This is a genomic window from bacterium, assembly GCA_035308905.1.
GTDB lineage: Bacteria > Sysuimicrobiota > Sysuimicrobiia > Sysuimicrobiales > Segetimicrobiaceae > DASSJF01.
Window position 1 is genome coordinate 1 of the sequence record DATGFS010000031.1, and the last position, 18,950, is coordinate 18,950.

Consider the following 18,950-nt stretch of genomic DNA (forward strand, 5'->3'; position numbering starts at 1 on the left):
CATCACCGCCGGCACCGCGGCGACGTCGAGCGCGCCCGCCTCCATTAAACGCGCCGTGACGTGCGGGTACAACTGCGGATTCATGTCATCGATCGACGTCTCCAGCATCACGAGCCGCTCGGTCCGCGCCGCGTCCCCGAACACCCCCGCGCCGTCGCCGATCACGCCCGCACGGCCACCCGCGCCGGGGACGTCCCGGATCTCCTGCGCTTCGCCGACGAACAGACGCAGCACGTTCGCCCGCTCCGGATCGTCGCGGCCGGCGCCGGCGCCGATTCGCTCGACGCGCATCAACGGCAGCGGCCCCCACGCGGACACGATCTCTCGCAGCAGCGCGGCGCCGGTCGGCGTCAGCCACTCGCCCTCGATCTCACCCGCGGACACCGGCATACCTTCGAGCAGCGCCTGCGTCGCGGGGGCGGGCACCGGCACGACGCCGTGCCGGATGCGCACCCAGCCGCGCCCGATCGTCACAGGAGACGCGACAATGCGGTCGAGGCCGAGCGCCTCCACCCCGGCAAGCACTCCCACCACGTCGACGAGGGTATCGAGGCCGCCCAGTTCGTGCAGATGCACCCGCTCGACCGGCACGCCGTGCACCTGGGATTCGACCTCGGCCAGACGGCGCAGCACCCCCGCGGCGCGCGCGCGGACCGGCGCCGCTACGCGGCAGCCGTCGAGGATCGCGGCGAGCTGCGGATAGAGACGCTCGTCGGCCGGATTCTCCTCGATGACCTCGACGCGCAACGCGGGCACTCCGCGACGGGCGCCGGGCGCGACCGAGAGGCGCACCGGCACGCCGAGGTCGGCAACGACCTGCCGCAGCGCCGCTTCCGGCCATCCCGCGCCGACGAGGGCGCCGAGCAGCATGTCCCCGCTCGCGCCGCTCCCGCAGTCAAGGTACCCGAGACGCATGCGCCTCCCCGGAGACCTCCGTCACACCGCCCGCATTCGCGCCGGCCGCATTCCCGTTGATGCACGCGGCGAGGTAGCCCGCGCCGAAGCCGTTGTCGATGTTCACGACGGCGACCCCCGGGGCGCACGCGTTGAGCATCGTGAGCAGCGGCGCGAGGCCGCCGAGATGCGCGCCGTAGCCGACGCTCGTCGGCACGCCGATGACCGGCACCCGCGTGAGGCCGGCCACGACCGCGGGCAGCGCCCCATCCATGCCGGCGGCCACGACCAGCACCCGCGCCCGCTCGAGCAGGTCGCGGTGCGCGCCCAGTCGGTGCAGCCCGCTCACGCCGAGGTCGTACGCGCGTACGACCTCGGCGCCCATCACCTCCGCCGTCCACGCCGCCTCCTCGGCGACGGACAGGTCACCCGTGCCGCCCGTCAGCACCCCGACGCAGCCGGTGCGGGAGCGCGGCGCTTCACCGAGCACGATGAGGCGCGCGTCCGCGACGTACGTGGCGCCCGGCAGCGCCTCGGCGACCGCGGCCGCGACGTCGGCCGGCGCGCGGGTCAGGAGCACAGGGCCGCCGCCACGGCGGAGCACGGTCGCGATCTCTATGATCTGCGCGACGGACTTGCCCGGACAGTACACCGCCTCCGGCGCGCCGCGCCGAAGCGGCCGGTGAGTGTCCGCTTTGGCGAAGCCGAGATCCGCAAAAGGCAGCCAGCGCAGTGCCGAGAGCGCGTCCGTGATGGAGACCCGCCCGGAGCGGACGTCGTCCAGCAGGCGGATAAGCGCCTCTTCGTTCACGCGCCCCGTCCGTCCGCGGGTGCGGCCGCGCCCGCCGCCTCCCGGCGGACGCCGCCCGCCGCGGCCAGTCCCGCGGAAAATCGCCCCGATCGCAGACCGTCCGGCGCGATCCGCACGGTCGCAAAGCCGATCGCGCGCAGCGCATCGGTCAGCCGGTCCGACAACGCGGTCAGGCGCTCGACCTCCGGCGACGGCACCTCGACGCTCGCCGCGGCGCCGTGGTGGCGGACGCGCACGTCGCGAAAACCGAGGCCCCGGACGATCCGCTCCGCCGCCTCGATCCGGCCGAGCGCGGCGACGGTCACCGGCGATCCGAACGGCAGGCGCGACGCGAGGCACGGCGCGGCGGGCTTGTCCCACACTTCGAGCCCCCGCCGGCGCGCCAGCGCGCGGATCTCCGCTTTGCCGAGACCCGCGTCGAGCAGCGGGGCGCGCACGCCGAACTCTCCGGCCGCGCGCATCCCGGGCCGGTAGTCGCCGACGTCGTCGGCGTTGGCCCCGTAGACGAGCGCCGGCAGACCGAGCTCCGCGGCGAGCGGCGTGAGCTCAGTGAACAGAGCGTGCTTGCAAAAATAGCAGCGGTTCGCGTCGTTGCGGAGGTAGCGGGCGTCCTCGAACTCACGGGTCTCCACGCGGAGATGCCGCACGCCGAGGGATACGGCAATCCGCTCCGCGACGGCCAGCTCGTCCCGCGCGAGCGACGGGGAAACCGCGGTCGCGGCCACGCACCGCTCGCCCAGCACGTCGAAGGCGGCCGCGAGAAGATACGCGCTGTCGACGCCGCCGGAAAACGCGACCACGGCGCCGCCGAGCTCCCGCAGACCGGCCTCGAGCCGCGCCTGCTTATCGTCGAGCGTGTTCACGCCGCGCATCCCCTCCGCGTCCCCTCGACGTCCTTCGACCGGCGTCCGCACTACGCCTCCGTGACCGCGCCGGCGGGATCGGACGCCAGCCACACGCCCGCAAGCGTGAGCAGCGCGCCCGCCGCCTGCAGAGGACTCAGCGACTCGCCGAGTACGATGGCCGCGATGACCACCGCCGAGACCGGCTCCAGGTAGACGTACACCATCGTCTGCCGCTGTCCGAACCGGTGCAGCGACCGGCCCCACAGCGCCATCGCCACCACCATCCCCGCGGTGCCGCCGTACACGAGCCCGGCCCACGCCGGCCACGAGACCGCGCCCCAGGGGTGCCGCGCGACGTCGGACAGCGCGAGCGGCGCAAAGAGCAACATCGCGATCCCCATCGCCCACCCGGTCGCCTGCCACGTCCCGGCCGCCGCGACGACGGGGCTCACCGCGAAGCTGTACCAGCTCCACGCGGCGGCCGCGCCGAGCGCGAGCAGGTCGCCGAGCATCCGCGGCGCGTCGAGCGCGCCCGCCGCTCCCTTGACCAAGAATGCCACGCCCGCGATGCCGGCCGCGAGCCCCGTCCACCGGCGGCCGTCGAGCGCCTCGCCGCCGCGCAGGGCCAGCCATGCCGCGGTCAGGAGCGGGGACGCCGCGAGGAGGATCGCGCTCTGTCCGGCCGTCGTCCAGCGGAGGCCGCCCACGAGCAGGATCTGAAACGCCGCCTGGGCGATCCCGGCGAGCAAGATGGGCTGCCGGAGTCCGGGCGGCACCGAGCGCCGCCGCGGCAGACATATCGCGGCCAGCACCGCGGTGGCCAGCACGAGGCGAAGAAACGTGAAGTCGACGACGGAGATCTCGCGCAGGGCCAAGCGGGCGCCGGGATAGATGCCGCCCCAAAGCACGACGGCCAGCAACGGCTCGACGTGAAACCGGCCGCCGGAGCGGCGGCTCATACCATCACGGAGCCGCCGTTCACGTCGAGGCACTGGCCGGTCATGAACCGGCCGTCCTCCGAGGCAAGGTACAGCGCGGCCTTGGCGATGTCGTCCGGATCGCCCATCCGGCGCACCGGAAGCTCCGCAGCCCGCGTCCGCTGGCGCTCCGGCGGATAGATCGACCGGTTCATGTCGGTCACGATCGCGCCGGGACAGATCGCGTTCACGGTAATGCCGTGCGGCCCAACCTCTCGCGCCAGCGAACGCGTGAATGCCAGCACGAACCCTTTGGTCCCGGAGTAAACGGCGAAGTTCTCGGATCCCACGTGGCCGAGCTGGGACGACAGGTTGATGATGCGTCCCGCGCGCCGGCCGGTCATCGAGGGCAGCAGCGCCCGCGTCAGCGTGAGCATGCCGTAGACGTTCACGTCGATCATCGCCGTCCATGTCGCGGGGTCCTGTGTCGCAAACGGCGCCACGTCCATGATTCCCGCGTTGTTCACGAGGATGTCGACGCGCCCAAACGCGCCGAGCGCCTGTTCCGCGAGCGCGGCCGTGTCGCCGGCATGTGCCACGTCGGCCCGCACCGCCAGCGCCTGGCGTCCGGTCCGTTCGATTTGCGCGACGACGGATGCCGCCTCGGACTCCGCGGCCCGGTAGGCGAGCACGACGTCGGCACCCTCCGCCGCGAAGCATAGCGCGGTCGCGCGGCCGAAGCCGCGGCTGCCGCCGGTAATCAGCGCAACTCGATCGGCAAGCCTGCCCATGAACCCCTCCACCGCGCCGGATTCGGCCACGATCGCGTGGATCGCGCGTGTTGCCGGGAGGTTCGGCGAGCCGGACGGCGCGACCTACGGGAGGAGACGCCAGGTACCACGGCCAACGGCAGAGCGTCTCAACCCAGCACCACCCCCGCGGGGAGGTCCGGCCTGCCATGCCGACAATCGCCGAGAAGCGCCGCGCGTTCCGGCAACTCCACGAATCCGGCTGCTTCATCATTCCGAATCCGTGGGACGCGGGCACCGCGCGCTACCTGCAGCATCTCGGCTTCAAGGCGATCGCGACGACGAGCTCCGGCGCGGCGTGGTCAATGGCGCTGCCCGATGAGGACTGGGCGCTCACCCGCGATCCGATGCTGGCGCACATCCGCGCGATCGTCGAGGCGTCGGACCTGCCCGTGAACGCGGATTACGAATCGGGCTACGCGGACGATCCCGCGGGCGTCGGCGATAACGTGCGGTTGTGCGTCGAGACCGGCGTGGCCGGCCTGTCGATCGAGGACTCGACCGGTGACGCGTCCCGGCCGCTCTACGACTTCGACCTGGCCGTCGCCCGCATCCGCGCGGCCCGGGCCGCGATCGATCGCGCCGGCGGCGACGTGCTGTTGGTCGGCCGCTCGGAGGGCTTCATCGTGGGACGACCCGACCTCGACGAGACGATCCGGCGCCTACGGGCCTACGCGTCGGCCGGCGCCGACTGCCTCTACGCGCCGGGCATCCGCACCCGCGAGCAGATCCGCGCGGTCGTCGACGCCGCGGCGCCGAAGCCGGTCAACCTCCTGATCGGGGCGCCGATCGGGCTCACGCTCGCGGACGCGGCCGCGCTCGGTGTGCGCCGGATCAGCGTCGGCGGCGCGCTCGCGCGAGCCGCCTGGGGCGGATTCATCCGCGCCGCGAAGGGCCTTGTGGCGGGGACCTTCGACGCCTTCGCGGATGCGGCGCCCGGCAGTGAGCTGAACGCGTTGTTCGCCGAGGACGCCAAGCGGAGGAGGCGGTGATGCCGGCGGACGTGCGATACGCGCGTCTTGCGACACCAGTCGGCCCCATCCTCGTCGCGGAGACGGACGACGGCGTGGTGGCCATCCACTTCGAAGAGGGACGCAGGCGCCGCCCCGCTGACGCGGGACTAGCCGTCGGTATGCGACGGCGTCGCCGGTTCGACCCGGCGTGGCGCCTCGTCGATGAGCGCGAGATCCGCCTCGCCGCCCAGCTTGCGGAGTACTTCGCCGGCACCCGCCGGACGTTCGAGGTCCGCCTGGCGCCGCAGGGCACGCCGTTTCAGCGGCGCGTCTGGGAGGCGGTGGCCGCGATCCCGTACGGCAAGACTCGCTCCTATGGAGCGATCGCGGCCGAGATCGGCGCGCCCAGCGCCGTGCGCGCCGTCGGCGCCGCGAACGGCCGGAACCCGTGGCCGATCGTCGTGCCCTGCCACCGCGTGATCGGGAGCGACGGGTCGCTCACGGGGTACGGCGGCGGGCTCCCGATCAAACGCGCGCTGCTCGACTTCGAGCGCGGCGCCGGCCGGCTCTTTGACGACGGAGGACGCTGGGTGACTAGCCCGCGGGATGCGCGGGCGTCGGGATCCACCACTCCTCGCCGCGCGGTGTCGTAACGTATTCCGGCCAGCGCAGGTCGACCGGCGGAGCGAAGTCCCGCGGCAGGAGCGGCGCGACCCAGCGCGTTCCACCCACGCCGCCGCCGGTTCGCTCTTCGAATTCCGCCCGCGCGTTCGCGAGTTCGTCCGGGCACGTCAGCAGATCTACGAGGCTCGCCGCGATCGTCTTGCCGGCGGTGAACGTCATCGGATCGATGCACGCCGGCACACCGCCGATCGCGTTTGACGTCCACGCCGGATACTCGTAGCCCGGCTGCGCCGGCCGCAGGCGCGGCCGCCCGACGAACAGCCGCGCCGTCGGCGCGTGCCACGTGTAGTCGACGTAGTCGTCGGACGTGAAGCTCTCCTGCCAGGCGGGAAGCGCCTCCCGGAGTCGCGCTTCGTTCTCGGCCGGCGGCACGAGCCGGCCGCACGACTCGATGAATGGATCCTCCATCGGCGCGATCCCGAGGTTTTGCTGGATCTCCCGCCCGAAGCGGCGGGCCTCCTCGCCGAACACCGGGGGCCCGGCCAGTTCCAGGTTGCGGTACATGAGATCGGCGAGGGCGCGGTTCGGCAGCCCCACGCGGGTCTTGGTGATCCACCGAACGCCGTGCCGGCAGTGCGCGATCGCCGCCGCGTGGGCCGCGTTCCGCTCGAGCACTCGGGCGATCTGCTCCTGGATGCCGAGGCTCGGCGAGCGCCACGCGTACTGGATCGCGGCGTAGCGCGGCGGCAGGTTGTCGGACGTGCACTGCCCGCCCACCATCATGAACTCGTTGAGCGTCCACGTGCCGGTGTGCGGAAACATCGCTTCCTTTAAGTACTTGCTGCTCGTGTACATCAGGCACACCGCGTCCAGCGCCCCCGGGCACCGCGCCGTCGCGTGCGAGTGGCGAACCGGCATCAGCGACTGGTCGATCCACGTCTCCGGCTCGTCGCACTCGAACGTGTACTGCGCGCTCCAGTAGGCGCCGCACTGCGTGTCCCAGGCGACCGTGTTGTTCGGATTCGGGTGGAACGCGATGTAGGCGTCCGCGCCGTCGTAGTAGCCCTTGGCCGCGTGGACCGGCTTGGAGCCGCAGACCTTCTCCGCCGGCTCCCCGAAGAAGCGGAGCGTGCCCCGCAGGCGGTGCGTCTGCATCGCGGCCTTGGCCGCGAGCACGCCGGTCAGTCCAGCGACGCCGAGCGCGGAGTGCGGATCGGTGTGCCCCGCCGCGTACGGATGCAGGCCTTCGCGCGGCGCCCGGCGGGGCGCCGGCTGCTGCGAGTTCTCCGGCACCGCGTCGTACTCGGCGTACGAGCCGAGCACGGGCCGGCCCTCGCCGAATGTGGCGAGAAACGCCGTCGGCATCCCGCCGCTGCCCTCCTCGACGTGGAAGCCTTCGGCCCGCAGCAGGTCGCGGTAGGCGCGCGCGGACTTGTACTCTCGCCACGCCGGCTCGGCGTAGCGCCAGATCTCCTCGCAGAAGCGCGAGAGCCGCGGCCGGTTCGCCTCCACCCACGCGAGTGCGGTCTGCCTTTCCACCGATACCTGCGCCATCGCGTCCCTCCTCAATCGGTGACTGAGCCCGTCGGGCGGCCCCGTCCGCCGATCGTGGCCGCGCGCCGGCGCCATCTGTGATTCGTGGTTCCAGCGTTCGAAAAGGATGTCCTACGGTCCGGCGAATGCGACGCGCGGGCGGTGAGGGGGACACGGCCCGCGCGTCGCGAACCGCACACACACCGGCACAACGGGGGGGACTTCAATGAGGAGCGTGCGTCGGAAAAGCGTGCCACGGGCCCACGGCGGTGCGGATGTTACACGGACAACGCGCAGAACGTTCCTCGACCAATCGCTTCGACTGGCCGCTGCCGCCGGCATCGGCGCATCGGCGGCGTGGGACACGGTCCGGTCGGTTGCGTACGCCGCGGCACCGGCGTGTCCCGGAACCGGGACGCTTGTCGTGGGCATGGAGGCGGAGCCGCCGAACCTGGATCCGGGTCAATACCTCGGCCTTCACAGCTACCGGCCGATGTTCCGCATCTACGAGGGCCTGACCTGGTTCGACACGGACACCCTCAAGATTACGCCGCGGCTCGCGGAATCGTGGACCATCTCGGGCGACGGCCTCGTCTACACGTTCAAGCTGCGGCGCGGCGTCAAGTTCCACGACGGCACGGCCTTCGACGCGCAGGCCGTCAAGATGAGTCTCGGCCGCGCCATCGACCCTGACAACCCGTTCCATCAACTGGGCGCCTGGTCGTTTACGAACTACGTGGCCCCGATCAAGTCCATCGACGTCGTCGACACCTACACCGTCCGGCTCACGCTGAAGGCGCGCGTCGCGCCGTTCCTGGCGTATCTCGGCACGCTGACGACCGCGATCGTGAGTCCGGCGGCGCAGCAGAAGTACGGCAAGGACTTCGTCCGGAACCCGGTGGGCACGGGGCCGTTCCGTTTCTCCAAGTGGGAATCCGGGAACCGCATCGTGATCGAGCGGAACGCCGACTACTGGGGCGGCAAGGGCTGCGCCGAAGCGCTTATTTTCCGGTTCGTCACCGACGATCAGGCGCGGGTCAACGAACTGCTCACCGGCAACGTCGACGTGATCGTCAACGTGCTGCCGGACGCGCTGCCGAAACTGGCGCGAGATTCCAGGTTTGCCCTGTTGAAGAAGCAGAGCCTCCACTTCTGGTGGGCCGGCCTGAACGTCAACAAGAAACCGTTGAACGATGCCCGCGTGCGGCGCGCGCTCAATTACGCGGTCAACCGCCCCGCCCTGGTCCAAGGCATCTTGAAGGGCACCGCAACCGTGGAGCAGGGATACGGCTTCCCCGGAGCGTTCTACCACACGGGCGTCGACCGCTACACGTACAACCCGACCACGGCAAAGCAGCTGCTCCGCGACGCCGGGTATCCGAACGGCTTCGAGATGGACTTCTGGGTGCCGGAATCGGGGTCCGGTATGCAGCGGCCCCAGGAGATGGCCACGCTCATCCAGGCCAACCTCGCGGCCGTGGGCGTCCGGGCGAAGATCCAGACTTTTGAATGGGGCGCGTACCTCGTGAAGCTCCGATCCGGCGAGGCCGACATGTACGAGGATTCATGGTTCCCGCGCACGGACGATCCCGACCTGACCCTGTACCCGAACCTGCACTCCAAGTCCGCGCCGGCGCCCAACTTCAACCGCTACAGCAACGCCGAGGTCGACCGGCTGCTGGACGAGGGGCGCGCGGAGCTCGACCAGGCAAAGCGCGTGGCGATCTACCGGCGGGTCCAGGAGATTCTGGCGCAGGACGCGCCGTGGATCCCGGTCGACCACGACATTCAGATCGTCGCGACCAAGAAGAACGTCCAGGGGCTGAAGCTCATCGCCAACTACGACCTGAGGACGGAGACAGCCTACCCCGGATAGCGGCGTTCGACCGGCGGGCGGTTGCAGACTTACATCGCTCAGCGGCTGTGGATGCTGGTCCCGGTACTCTTCGGGATCACCGTGGTCGTCTTCCTGATCATCCATATCACGCCGGGGGATCCGGCGGCCATCATGCTCGCCGGATCCCCGGCCACCGATGCGGATGTGGCGCAACTCCGCCATCAACTGGGACTCGACCAGCCGCTGCACGTCCAGTTCGCGACCTGGGTGTGGCGCGCGCTGCACGGCGACCTCGGCCGCTCGCTTGCGCTGCGGTCGCCCGTGCTGCCCGAGGTCATCCTCAAGATCAAAGCCACCGCGGTTCTGGCGCTCGGCGCCCTCCTCTTGTCGGTGTTCCTCGGCATTCTCGCCGGCGTCGTCTCTTCGACGAAGCAGTACTCCCTGCTCGACTACCTCGTCATGCTGCTGTCGCTCGCCGGAGTCAGCCTGCCCGTCTTTTGGCTGGGGCTGATGCTCGTGATGGTGTTTTCCGTCACGCTGGGCTGGCTGCCGGCGTCCGGCATGCATGCTCCGGCCGGCGGCGGGACCGGCGACCTGCTCAAGCATCTCGCGCTGCCGGCCGTGACCCTGGGAGCTGCGTCGATCGGCGTCGTCGCCAGATTCACGCGCTCGAGCATGCTGGAGGTGCTGCGGCAGGATTATGTGCGAACGGCGCAGGCGAAAGGGCTCTCGACCGGCACGATCAATTTTCGCCACGCGCTCAAGAACGCGTTGATCCCCGTCCTGACGGTCATCGGCGTGCAGGCCGGATACCTGCTGGGGGGCGCGGTCCTGACGGAGACGGTATTCGCCTGGCCGGGCCTCGGCTCGCTCATCTTGAAAGGCATCCTGGCCAGAGACTATCCCCTGGTGCAGGGCGCCGTCTTGTTTGTCGCGTGCACATTCGTGCTCGTGAATCTGGTCGTCGACGTGCTGTACGCGTACCTCGACCCCCGGATCCACTACCAATGAGCGCGGCGGCCCCCGTCTCGGAGCGGACTCGGGTCTGGCGCCGCTTCCAGCGTCACCGCCTTGCGCTGATCGGCGCCGCGATGATCGCCGGGTTCATCGGGCTGGGCGCCTGCGCCCCGCTCCTTCCGATCGCCGATCCGTACAGCGTGGACGCCCTGAACACGCTCCAGCCGCCGTTCTCTCCGCGACACGTGCTCGGCACCGACGAGGTCGGCCGCGACCTGTTGAGCCGTGTGATCTGGGGCGCCCGGATCTCCCTGATCGTCAGCGCCAGCGCGGCGGTGCTCGCGCTCGCCGCCGGCGTCGTGCTGGGACTGCTGGCTGGCTACCTCGCGGCACGCGCGGACACACTGATCATGCGGACGATCGACGTCGTGATGGCGTTCCCGTACATTCTGCTGGCGCTGGCGATCGTCTCCGCGCTGGGCCCAGGACTCGTGAACGCCATGCTTGCCATCGCGCTGGTGGGCATCCCGCCGTACGCGCGGCTGTCCCGGGCGACCGTGCTGGGGTTGCGGGAGCAGGAGTTCGTCGATGCGGCGCGCGTGGCGGGCGCCACCGACGGCCGCGTGCTCCGCCGGCACGTGCTGCCGAACGTCCTCGCGCCCACCATCGTCATGTTCAGCCTCGACATCGGCGCGAAGATGATCGCCACCTCGGGACTCAGCTTCCTGGGGTTGGGTACTCAGCCGCCGGTCGCCGATTGGGGCAACATGCTGGCCAGCGGGCGAAGCTACATCGCGGTCGCGCCGCACCTGGCGACGTTCCCGGGGCTCGCGATGTTCCTGACCGTGATCGGATTCAACCTGCTGGGGGACGGACTGCGCGACGCGCTCGACCCGCGGTTGCGCTGACGTCAAGACAGGTATCGCGACAAGGAGGGACGTGACACGATGTCGGTGCGGCACACGGCGCTACCGAGTCTGGCGGACACCGCCCGCGGCCTCGCCCGCCGCGAAATTTCTCCGGTCGAGCTGGTCCACACCGCGCTGCGGGCCGCGGACCGGCTCAACCCGGTGCTCAACGCCTACATTACGGTCGTACGGGAGGCCGCGCTGGACGCGGCGCGCGCCGCGGAGCGCGACATCGAAGCCGGCCGCTACCGGGGACCCCTGCACGGCATTCCGGTGTCGGTCAAGGACATCTACTGGACGCGCGGCGTTCGCACCACCGCGGGGTCGCGGATCCTGACCGACTTCGTCCCGGCGGAGAACTCGGCCGTGGTGGACCGGCTGGCCGCCGCGGGAGCGATCCTGGTCGCGAAGGCGAACACGATGGAGTTCGCGTACGCCTCCGTGCATCCCGACTTCGGTCCGCCGAAAAACCCGTGGGACACCACCCGCGCGACCGGCGGCTCGAGCAGCGGGTCCGCGGCCGCCGTCGCCGCGGGGCTCGACTTCGGCTCCTTCGGCAGCGATACCGGCGGATCGACCCGAATCCCGGCGGCGTTCTGCGGCCTCACCGGACTCAAGCCGACGTACGGGCTCGTCTCACGCTTTGGTCTCGTCCCCCTGTCGTGGACGCTGGACCATCCCGGAGTCCTCGGCCGCTCCGCGGCGGACGTCGCCCTGCTGCTGCAGGGGGTGGCCGGCCGGGACCCGCGCGATGAGAGCACGTCGGCCGCGCCGCCCGTCGATGCTCCGGCTCCCCTCGGCGAGCGCCTCGACGGCGTCACCGTCGCCGTCCTGACAAACTTGATGGACGCGGATGCGGCCCCGGAGATCCGGACGGCCGTCCGGCAGAGCGTGGACGTGCTGGCCGGCGCCGGCGCGCGCATTCGCGAGATCGCCGTGCCGGAGCTCGCAGGGGAGGCGCTCGAGGCGCACATGAGGATCCTGCTGCCTGAAGCGAGTTATTGCCATCGGGACTGGCTGGCGACGCGCGCCGCCGACTACACCGATGCGGTCCGCACGCGGTTAGAGGCCGGAACGCGAACGACGGCCGTCGCCTATGTCGCCGCGCTGCGGATGAGGGAACGTCTGCGCGCGCGGATCCGGGCGCTCCAACAGGAGATCGACCTCTTCGTGCTGCCCACCACGCCGATGCCGGCTCCGCCGCTCGGCGGATCCGCGTCCGCGCCGCCCGACGTCGAGGAATTGAAGGCCCGCATGCGCCGCACGGCGCCGTTCAACCTGCTCGGCACACCGGCGCTGTCGGTGCCCTGCGGCTTCTCATCCGAAGGGCTGCCGATCGCCCTCCAAATCGTGGGACGAGACTTCGAAGACGGCCTCGTGCTTCGGGCCGGACACGCGTTCCAGACGCGGACGGACTGGCACCTCCGGCGTCCCCCGGCGTCGGCTGGAGCTTGAATCAGCGCACGGGCAGCGCCGCGAACATCTCCCTCACGAGGTCGCTCGCCTCTTGCAGCGCGTCCGCGACGCGATTGCGCGCGCGGATCATCGCGACCCACCACACCTGGAACGCTTCGGAATCCCTCGGGTAGGCCGCGAGCGCCGGGTACGGCGCGAGCGACGGGATCATCTGCGTCTGCCACGCGTGGCCGTACCGGTCCTGTCCATAGGCGCCGACGGCGGTGGACGCGACGGGAACGAGCAGGCGCGAGAGTCGCAGCATCGTCCGGTTGAGGAGGTCGGCCGCGCCGTCGCCGCCGGAAGCGGCCTGCTCGCGCACCCGGCCGCGGGCCTCGTCGAGCCGCTCCGCGAGATGCGCGAACTCGCGGGCGCGCTCCGCGGCGCCCCGCATGTCGATGTCGGGCACGTCGAGAGAGGCGAGCTGCTCCAGCCGCTCGACGAAGCGCGCCGCGATCGGCCGGAACTCGTACGGGAGCACCGGCTCGGTCAGCAGGCCCCACATCCAGCGTGCGTACACCCGGAGGTGCAGCGCCAGGCGGTCCTTGTCCACCTTGTCGAGGGTGTTCTCGATCGAGTGATGCCACCACCCGAGGTTGGCGAGCGCGGTCCGCTTGATCTCGTCGTCCGTAAAGGACATCTCTCCCGCGAGCGAAGGCAGGCCCACGCCGAAGAACGAGGAATCGCCGTTCTTCTGCTGACGCCGCCAGTGGATCGGCATCTCGCCGGCGATCTCGCGGGTGGCGCCCACGACGTAGTTCTGGATGTCGTCGGTCGAGTGGAGGTGCCACGTCGACGAGCCGGCCATCGCGGGCTGGTCGATCTGGAGGTACGCGACGCACGCGCGGCGCAGCCGGTCCCACCCGACGTCGGCGAAACGGGACGACGAGATCATCGTACCCGTCTCATGGCCCATCCAGAAGCCCGTGACCAGGCCGCGGCGCAGCCCGTCGCGGACGCGGTGGAACGCCCGCGACAGTTCCAGCATGCAGGCGTCGCCCGCCGCGTTGTCGGTCGCCTGCGGACCCGGCCACGAGTCCATGTGGCCGCCGAGCAGCAGGAACTGCCGGTCCGCGGAGACTCCGGATTCCGCGGTGGTCATCGTCAGGCGTTTCCACCCGTTCTCAGCGCGGGCGCGCACCCGGACGCGTACCGGTCCCGCCCCGCACAGCCGCTTGAGGCGCAGGCCCTCCGTGCGGGCGATCCCGACGCACGGCAGATCCGGCATCTCGGAAGCCAGCGTCTGCGGAGTGGGGTTGCCCCACGCGGACTTCATCGAGCCGAACGGCAGCACCGAGTTCGTCTCGTCGCCCCAGTTCATCATGATCTGCGCGGTGGATCCGCGCTTCCAGGCGATGTACGCCTTTTCGTGCCGGGCGGGCGAGTACGACAATTCGGACAGCGTGATCTTCCCGCGCACGTCCCTGCCCTCGTACTCCGAGTCGGCGCCGGAGGCAACGTAGACCAGGTCCCCCTCGAGGCCGTCCGTGGAGGCCGAATGGCCAAGGGTGTTGGCGGCGATCGTCCGCGCCTCGGGCGCCAGCACGCGCACTTCACCCGGTTCCGGAAACGAGACGAGCCCGGGAAACTCGTGCATCCGGGCTTCAAGTCCCGCGCGGGTGAAGGCCTCATGCGCGTACTCCGCCATCCGCCGCGAGTTGGGCGATCCGGCCAGCCGCGCGGGAATTTGGCTCGTGATGTGCACGATGTGCGCGTACGCGTTGTCGACCGACAACTCGCGCAGCACGTCGTCGAGCGAGACCCCATTCTTCCGCGTCCCTGTCACGTCCGTAGCCTCCCCATCATGTTTCCAGCCTCCTTCAACCGAGCCGTGACGTCGCGGGATCCAGGCTTTCGGACAGGCCGTCGCCGGCCACGTTGAACCCGAGCACGACCAGCATCAGCGCGATCCCCGGGATGACCGTTGCGTGCGGCGCCACGCGGATGTAGGCGACCGAGGACGCGATCATCGCGCCCCACTCTGGCTCGGGCGGCTGCACCCCCAGGCCGAGGAAGCTCAGCGTGGCCGCGGTCAGCACGGCGGTGGCGAGGCGCAGCGTCCCCTGCACGATGATCGGGGTCAGGATGTTCGGGAGGACGTGCCGGAGCATGATCCGGCGGTTCCGGCCGCCCATCGCGCGGCTTGCCTCCACGTACTCCATGTGCGCGACGTCGAGCGTGCTCCCGCGGGCCAGCCACGCCATCGTCGGCACCGAGTACACGCCGATCGCGAGGATCAGCCGGAAGACCCCGAAGCCAAAGATCGCGACGACGGCGAGGGCGAGCAGGATGCCGGGAAACGCCATCAATACCTCGACCGCGCCGCTGATCAAGCCATCGAGCCGGCCGCCGTAGTAGCCGGCGGCCAGTCCCAGCGGCACCCCCACCGCCGCCGCAAAGGCGACCGCCCCCAACGAGATCGCCAGCGAGGTGCGGGCGCCCCACACCAAACGGCTGAGGATGTCGCGCCCCAACTCGTCGTTGCCGAGGAGGTGGCGGAGCGACGGCGGATGCAGCCGCAGCGCCAGGTTGTTCTGGCTCGGATCGTACGCGGCCAGCCAGGGCGCCCCGACCGCCAGCGCAACGTACGCGGCAATCACAGCAAGACCTGCCAGCGCGGCGCGGTTCCGAAGCAGCCGCCGAAGCAGGCCCACGCGGGCCGGCTCAGCCATACGTAATTCTCGGGTTGGCGAGCGCGTAGGCGAGGTCCATCAACAAATTTACGATCAGAAAGGAAATCGCGAACAGCAGCAGACTCGCCTGGACGGCGGGATAGTCCCGCGCCAGGATCGCGTCGACGATGTGCCGGCCGAGGCCCGGCCACGCGAACACGGTTTCCGTCGCCACGGCGCCGCCGAGCGCGTAGCCGAAGCTCAGGCTTGTGATCGTGATGACCGGGATGAGCGCGTTGCGCAGCGCGTGCCGCAGCACCACGGCGCGCTCGGAGGCGCCCTTCGCGCGGGCCGTCCGCACGTAGTCCGCGTGCATCACTTCCGCGACGCCGGCCCGCGTGATGCGCGCGATGACGCCGAGCGAGAACGATCCGAGCGTGATCGTCGGCAGCACGAGCGCCTGCCAGGAACCGGCGCCGCCGGCGGGCAGCAGGTCGAGCTTGAGCGCGAACACGATGATGAGCAGGAGGCCGAGCCAGAAGGTGGGCACGGACACGCCGAGCAGCGCCAGCACCATCACGAGCGCGCTCACGGGCGACCGGGACCGCGCCCCCGCGAGCACCCCGAGCCCGATGCCGGCCAGCCCGGCGAACACCACGCTCGCCGCCGCGAGCTCGACGGTGTGCTGAAACGACGGCCACGCATCGGCCAGCGCGGAGCGGCCCGTCTTGAACGACGTCCCCATGCTGCCGCGCAGGAGACGGCCGAGAAACGCCGCGTACTGCCGGCCGAGCGGCTGGTCGAGGCCGAGCTGATGGCGGAGCGCCGCGACCTCCTGCTGCGTGGCCGACGGGTCGAGCATCAACTGTGCGGGATCGCCGGGGATCAGGTGCAGCATGAGAAACACCAGCGTCACCACGACCAGCACCACGGGGGCCATGTGCAGGAGACGGCGGACGACGTAGGCTCCCAATGCGGCCGTCCCTACTGCGGCGCGAACAACTCGATCAGCCTGGCCGCCTGACGCCGGGCGGCGGGCCGGAGGATCGGCAGTGTAACCCCTGCCTCGCGGTAGCGCGCGACCCGCCGGACGACCTCATCCGGGGTCCCGCTCGCGGTCAGCCCCTCGATCCACGACGCGGGAAACGCCCGCGTCACGCCCTCGAGGCCGCCCCGTTCGTACGCCTCACGCAGCAGCGGCAGGTCTTCCTCGTGGATGTGCGGCTCGCCAACCCGCGTGCGCGGCCCGATCTGCGACGACGGCTTCCCGGGATGGAACTTGCTCGCGACCTCCCACCGGATCGCGTCGATCGCGGCCTCGTGGCCGTCCTCGACCGAGCAGTTGACGATCTGCGCAACCTCGAAATCGTCCCACGACCGTCCGGCGGCCCGCACCGCCTCGCGAAGGATCGCGACCGCGTTCGCGGTGTACTCGGGCGACGATACGGCGTTGAGCAGCACGCCGTCCCCGATCCGGCCGGCCAGCCGGAGACCGGTCGGGCTCATCGCGGCGATCCAGATCGGCACGCGCCGGCGCACCGGCGTCCATCCGAGGCGGACGCCATTGAGGCGCACCACCTCACCCGCATAGGTCACCGCGTCGCCCGTCAACAGCAAACGGATCGCTTCGACCCACTCCGCGAGCGCGCGCGGCGGATCGAGTTCGGGAAGCCCGTGGTGGACGGCCTGGCCGCGCGTGCACGCGCCCGCGCAAAGCACGATCCGTCCGCCGGTCAGCTCGTCGAGCGTCGCCGCGGACTGCGCCATCACGACAGGACTGCGCAGCCGGACGATCTGGGTGAAGCCGAGGGTCATGCGCCGCGTGGCGAGCGCCATCGCCGCCATCGCGCTGACGCCGTCGCGCATCAGGTTGTTGGTTTCCGAGAAGAAGCCTACGTCGTAGCCGCGGTCCTCGGCCCGCCGGACGTCCTCGGCCATGCCGCGGACGCCCACCGCTGCCTCGTACCCGGTTGCGAAGCCCACCGGAGCCGCCATCATACCCTCATCGGACCAGCCGGCATGCCGCGCTCGAGAGCGCGCCCGCAAAACGCGCCCGGGCGTTCTGCGCGGCCCGGGCACGGCTCCGTTCTCGTCCGAGCGCGCGCGGTTCCTGCCCTGGGAAGGGCCGGCACGGCGGTGCCCCGAACCAGCGATCGTCGCCGCGACCTCGCGGCGGCGAACCGTGGCGGGAAAAGGAGACGACCCCACGATGAAGCGGCACGGCACCTTGACGCGGAGAGAGCTCGCCCAGCTGCTCGGATATGGGGCGGGAGCGACCGCGCTCGGCGGCCTCCTCAGCCGCCTCGATCCCGCCGGCCTCGCGGTGGCGGCGGCGCGGGACACCCTCACGGTCGCGCAGACGGTCGACGTTCCCACGTTCGACCCGCAGCGCACACTCGGCATCGACGCGATCGTCGCCGTCGCCGACATGTACGACCGCCTCGTCTACCTCGACTACGACAACAAGATCAAGCCGTGGCTCGCGACGTCCTGGGAGGCGTCACCCGACGGCCGCACGTGGACGTTCCACATGCGGGGCGATGCGAAGTTCCACGACGGCACGCCGGTCACATCCGAGGCCGTCAAATTCACAATCGAGCGCGCGATCGGTCCGGGGACCGGCGCCTCACTGAGCAAGACCTACCTCGCCGCGATTTCGGACGTGCAGACCCCGGACGCGCGCACGGTGCGGCTGACCACCAAAGAACCGCTCGGGCCGATGATGCGCAACGTCGGGCACCAGATCGCGCTCGCGATCCTCAACCCCAAGGTCGTGCAGGCGCACGGCAACGACCTTTCCAAGCCGGTGGACGCCGGCGGCGGCATGTACCGGCTGGCGGACTGGAAGCCCGGCGAGGAGCTCGTCCTCGAGCGCAACGAGGCGTGGTGGGGGCCCAAGCCGTACTTCCGGCGGATCGTCTACAAGCCGGTGCCCGACGCGTCCACCCGCTCCATCATGCTGGAGAAGGGACAGGCCGACGTGGCCACCGTGCTCCCCCTCGCCGACGTCCCGCGGTTGAAGAAAAACTCCGCCGTGCGCGTCATCGAGAGCAACTCGATCCGCTCCACGTTCTTTTGCATCCAGATGGGCCGCCCCGCGATGACCGACGTGCGGGTGCGCCAGGCGCTCAACTACGCGGTTGACGTGAACGCCATCATCACGTCGGTGCTGAACGGGTACGGCCGGCGCGAGCGCTCCATCCTCGGCGCGAACATGGAGTTCTACCAGCCGATGTACCGGTTCGACTACAACGCCGCCAAGGCCAAACAGCTGCTGACCGAGGCCGGGGTGAAGCCGGGGACGCCCATCGTGATCGAGGGCCCACAGGGACGCTGGCCCGGAGACGCCGAGATGGTGCAGGCGGTCGCCGGTTACCTGCAGGCGGTGGGCCTCGCCCCCCAGATCCACCTCTCCGGTGACTGGGCCAAGTACAACACCGTCGTCGCCCACAGCACGGACTGGGACCTCTACCTGACCGCGTGGGCGCCCGGCAACCTCGATGCCGACGGGACCTTCACCGCGATTACGTGGAGCAAGGGCTTCAACAACGCGGGCCGCTACTCGAGCTCCGCGGCCGACGCGCTGATCGTCCAGGGCCGCTCCAGCATCGACCCCAAGGTCCGGGCGAAGACGTACGACGGGCTGCAGGCGTTGCTCGCGAAGGACGTGCCGTACCTGCTGCTGCAGACCGCGGTCTCGTTCAGCGGCACGCGGGCGGACATCTGCGGCGTAGAGGTCCGAGGAGACGACGCCAATTTGATCAAGAACGCCAAGGTCTGCTGAGCCGCGACGCC

At 70.7% G+C, this 18,950-nt stretch carries 17 protein-coding genes; 7 read left to right on the plus strand and 10 right to left on the minus strand.

From position 1 onward, the window contains the following. From VKT83_09500 to VKT83_09520, 5 genes are all read right to left on the minus strand, one after another. Positions 1–915, minus strand: a 915-nt coding sequence (locus tag VKT83_09500) for a LarC family nickel insertion protein (GenBank protein HLY22685.1), incomplete at its 3' end; no start/stop codon positions are given. Next, positions 896–1,705 carry a nickel pincer cofactor biosynthesis protein LarB gene (larB, locus tag VKT83_09505; protein HLY22686.1) on the minus strand — a complete coding sequence of 270 codons (810 nt, stop codon included), beginning with the start codon at positions 1,703–1,705 and terminating at the stop codon, positions 896–898. The genes VKT83_09500 and larB, both read right to left, overlap by 20 nt. Further along, on the minus strand, positions 1,702–2,619 hold the full coding sequence (gene larE, locus VKT83_09510) for an ATP-dependent sacrificial sulfur transferase LarE (protein HLY22687.1): 918 nt from the start codon (positions 2,617–2,619) through the stop codon (positions 1,702–1,704). The genes larB and larE overlap by 4 nt, the downstream gene beginning before the upstream one ends. Next, positions 2,619–3,509, minus strand: coding sequence for a DMT family transporter (locus tag VKT83_09515; GenBank protein ID HLY22688.1), 891 nt, complete (start codon positions 3,507–3,509; stop codon positions 2,619–2,621). The genes larE and VKT83_09515 overlap by 1 nt, the downstream gene beginning before the upstream one ends. After that, the gene (locus tag VKT83_09520; protein HLY22689.1) at positions 3,506–4,288 is read right to left on the minus strand and encodes a 3-oxoacyl-ACP reductase family protein; all 783 of its coding nucleotides are present in this window, start codon (positions 4,286–4,288) and stop codon (positions 3,506–3,508) included. Before VKT83_09520 ends, VKT83_09515 begins: the two co-directional genes overlap by 4 nt. Positions 4,289–4,425: 137 nt before the next feature. Between VKT83_09520 and VKT83_09525 the strand changes: the two genes are divergently transcribed. Beyond that, entirely contained in the window at positions 4,426–5,268 is an 843-nt protein-coding gene (locus VKT83_09525; protein HLY22690.1) for an isocitrate lyase/phosphoenolpyruvate mutase family protein, read from the plus strand. Then, on the plus strand, positions 5,268–5,882 hold the full coding sequence (locus VKT83_09530; protein ID HLY22691.1) for a methylated-DNA--[protein]-cysteine S-methyltransferase: 615 nt from the start codon (positions 5,268–5,270) through the stop codon (positions 5,880–5,882). The genes VKT83_09525 and VKT83_09530 overlap by 1 nt, the downstream gene beginning before the upstream one ends. Here the strand turns inward: VKT83_09530 and VKT83_09535 are convergent. Then, positions 5,824–7,407, minus strand: a complete 1,584-nt coding sequence (locus tag VKT83_09535) for an amidohydrolase (protein HLY22692.1) — start codon at positions 7,405–7,407, stop codon at positions 5,824–5,826. The two genes, VKT83_09530 and VKT83_09535, sit on opposite strands and share 59 nt — an antisense overlap. Before the next feature lie 409 nt (positions 7,408–7,816). Between VKT83_09535 and VKT83_09540 the strand changes: the two genes are divergently transcribed. From VKT83_09540 to VKT83_09555, 4 genes are read left to right on the plus strand one after another with little or no spacing between them, the layout of a single operon-like run. Continuing rightward, positions 7,817–9,262: an ABC transporter substrate-binding protein gene (locus VKT83_09540; protein HLY22693.1), complete on the plus strand. Its 1,446-nt coding sequence runs from the start codon at positions 7,817–7,819 to the stop codon at positions 9,260–9,262. Positions 9,263–9,283: 21 nt separating this feature from the next. Continuing rightward, positions 9,284–10,234 carry an ABC transporter permease gene (locus VKT83_09545; protein ID HLY22694.1) on the plus strand — a complete coding sequence of 317 codons (951 nt, stop codon included), beginning with the start codon at positions 9,284–9,286 and terminating at the stop codon, positions 10,232–10,234. Next, positions 10,231–11,088, plus strand: a complete 858-nt coding sequence (locus VKT83_09550) for an ABC transporter permease (protein ID HLY22695.1) — start codon at positions 10,231–10,233, stop codon at positions 11,086–11,088. The genes VKT83_09545 and VKT83_09550 overlap by 4 nt, the downstream gene beginning before the upstream one ends. 39 nt (positions 11,089–11,127) lie before the next feature. Beyond that, positions 11,128–12,543 carry an amidase gene (locus tag VKT83_09555; protein HLY22696.1) on the plus strand — a complete coding sequence of 472 codons (1,416 nt, stop codon included), beginning with the start codon at positions 11,128–11,130 and terminating at the stop codon, positions 12,541–12,543. A 1-nt stretch (position 12,544) separates the two neighbouring features. On the opposite strand, the gene VKT83_09560 is transcribed toward VKT83_09555, so the two are convergent. From VKT83_09560 to VKT83_09575, 4 genes are read right to left on the minus strand one after another with little or no spacing between them, the layout of a single operon-like run. Then, the gene (locus VKT83_09560; protein HLY22697.1) at positions 12,545–14,329 is read right to left on the minus strand and encodes a M28 family peptidase; all 1,785 of its coding nucleotides are present in this window, start codon (positions 14,327–14,329) and stop codon (positions 12,545–12,547) included. 34 nt (positions 14,330–14,363) lie between these two features. Next, positions 14,364–15,215 (minus strand): ABC transporter permease, encoded by an 852-nt coding sequence (locus VKT83_09565; protein ID HLY22698.1) that lies wholly within the window; start codon positions 15,213–15,215, stop codon positions 14,364–14,366. Further along, positions 15,208–16,128, minus strand: a complete 921-nt coding sequence (locus VKT83_09570; protein HLY22699.1) for an ABC transporter permease — start codon at positions 16,126–16,128, stop codon at positions 15,208–15,210. Before VKT83_09570 ends, VKT83_09565 begins: the two co-directional genes overlap by 8 nt. Before the next feature lie 11 nt (positions 16,129–16,139). Continuing rightward, the gene (locus tag VKT83_09575) at positions 16,140–17,153 is read right to left on the minus strand and encodes an LLM class flavin-dependent oxidoreductase (protein HLY22700.1); all 1,014 of its coding nucleotides are present in this window, start codon (positions 17,151–17,153) and stop codon (positions 16,140–16,142) included. Between the two features lie 184 nt (positions 17,154–17,337). On the opposite strand from VKT83_09575, the gene VKT83_09580 reads away from it, so the two are divergent. Beyond that, entirely contained in the window at positions 17,338–18,939 is a 1,602-nt protein-coding gene (locus VKT83_09580) for an ABC transporter substrate-binding protein (GenBank protein HLY22701.1), read from the plus strand. Positions 18,940–18,950 lie beyond the last annotated feature (11 nt).

Coding starts and splice junctions, on each gene's coding strand:
- VKT83_09515 (HLY22688.1), bottom strand. CDS start 3,509: ATGAGCCGCCGCTCCGGCGGCCGGTTTCACGTCGAGCCGTTGCTGGCC.
- VKT83_09525 (HLY22690.1), top strand. CDS start 4,426: ATGCCGACAATCGCCGAGAAGCGCCGCGCGTTCCGGCAACTCCACGAA.
- VKT83_09530 (HLY22691.1), top strand. CDS start 5,268: ATGCCGGCGGACGTGCGATACGCGCGTCTTGCGACACCAGTCGGCCCC.
- VKT83_09535 (HLY22692.1), bottom strand. CDS start 7,407: ATGGCGCAGGTATCGGTGGAAAGGCAGACCGCACTCGCGTGGGTGGAG.
- VKT83_09540 (HLY22693.1), top strand. CDS start 7,817: ATGGAGGCGGAGCCGCCGAACCTGGATCCGGGTCAATACCTCGGCCTT.
- VKT83_09550 (HLY22695.1), top strand. CDS start 10,231: ATGAGCGCGGCGGCCCCCGTCTCGGAGCGGACTCGGGTCTGGCGCCGC.
- VKT83_09555 (HLY22696.1), top strand. CDS start 11,128: ATGTCGGTGCGGCACACGGCGCTACCGAGTCTGGCGGACACCGCCCGC.
- VKT83_09565 (HLY22698.1), bottom strand. CDS start 15,215: ATGGCTGAGCCGGCCCGCGTGGGCCTGCTTCGGCGGCTGCTTCGGAAC.
- VKT83_09575 (HLY22700.1), bottom strand. CDS start 17,153: ATGATGGCGGCTCCGGTGGGCTTCGCAACCGGGTACGAGGCAGCGGTG.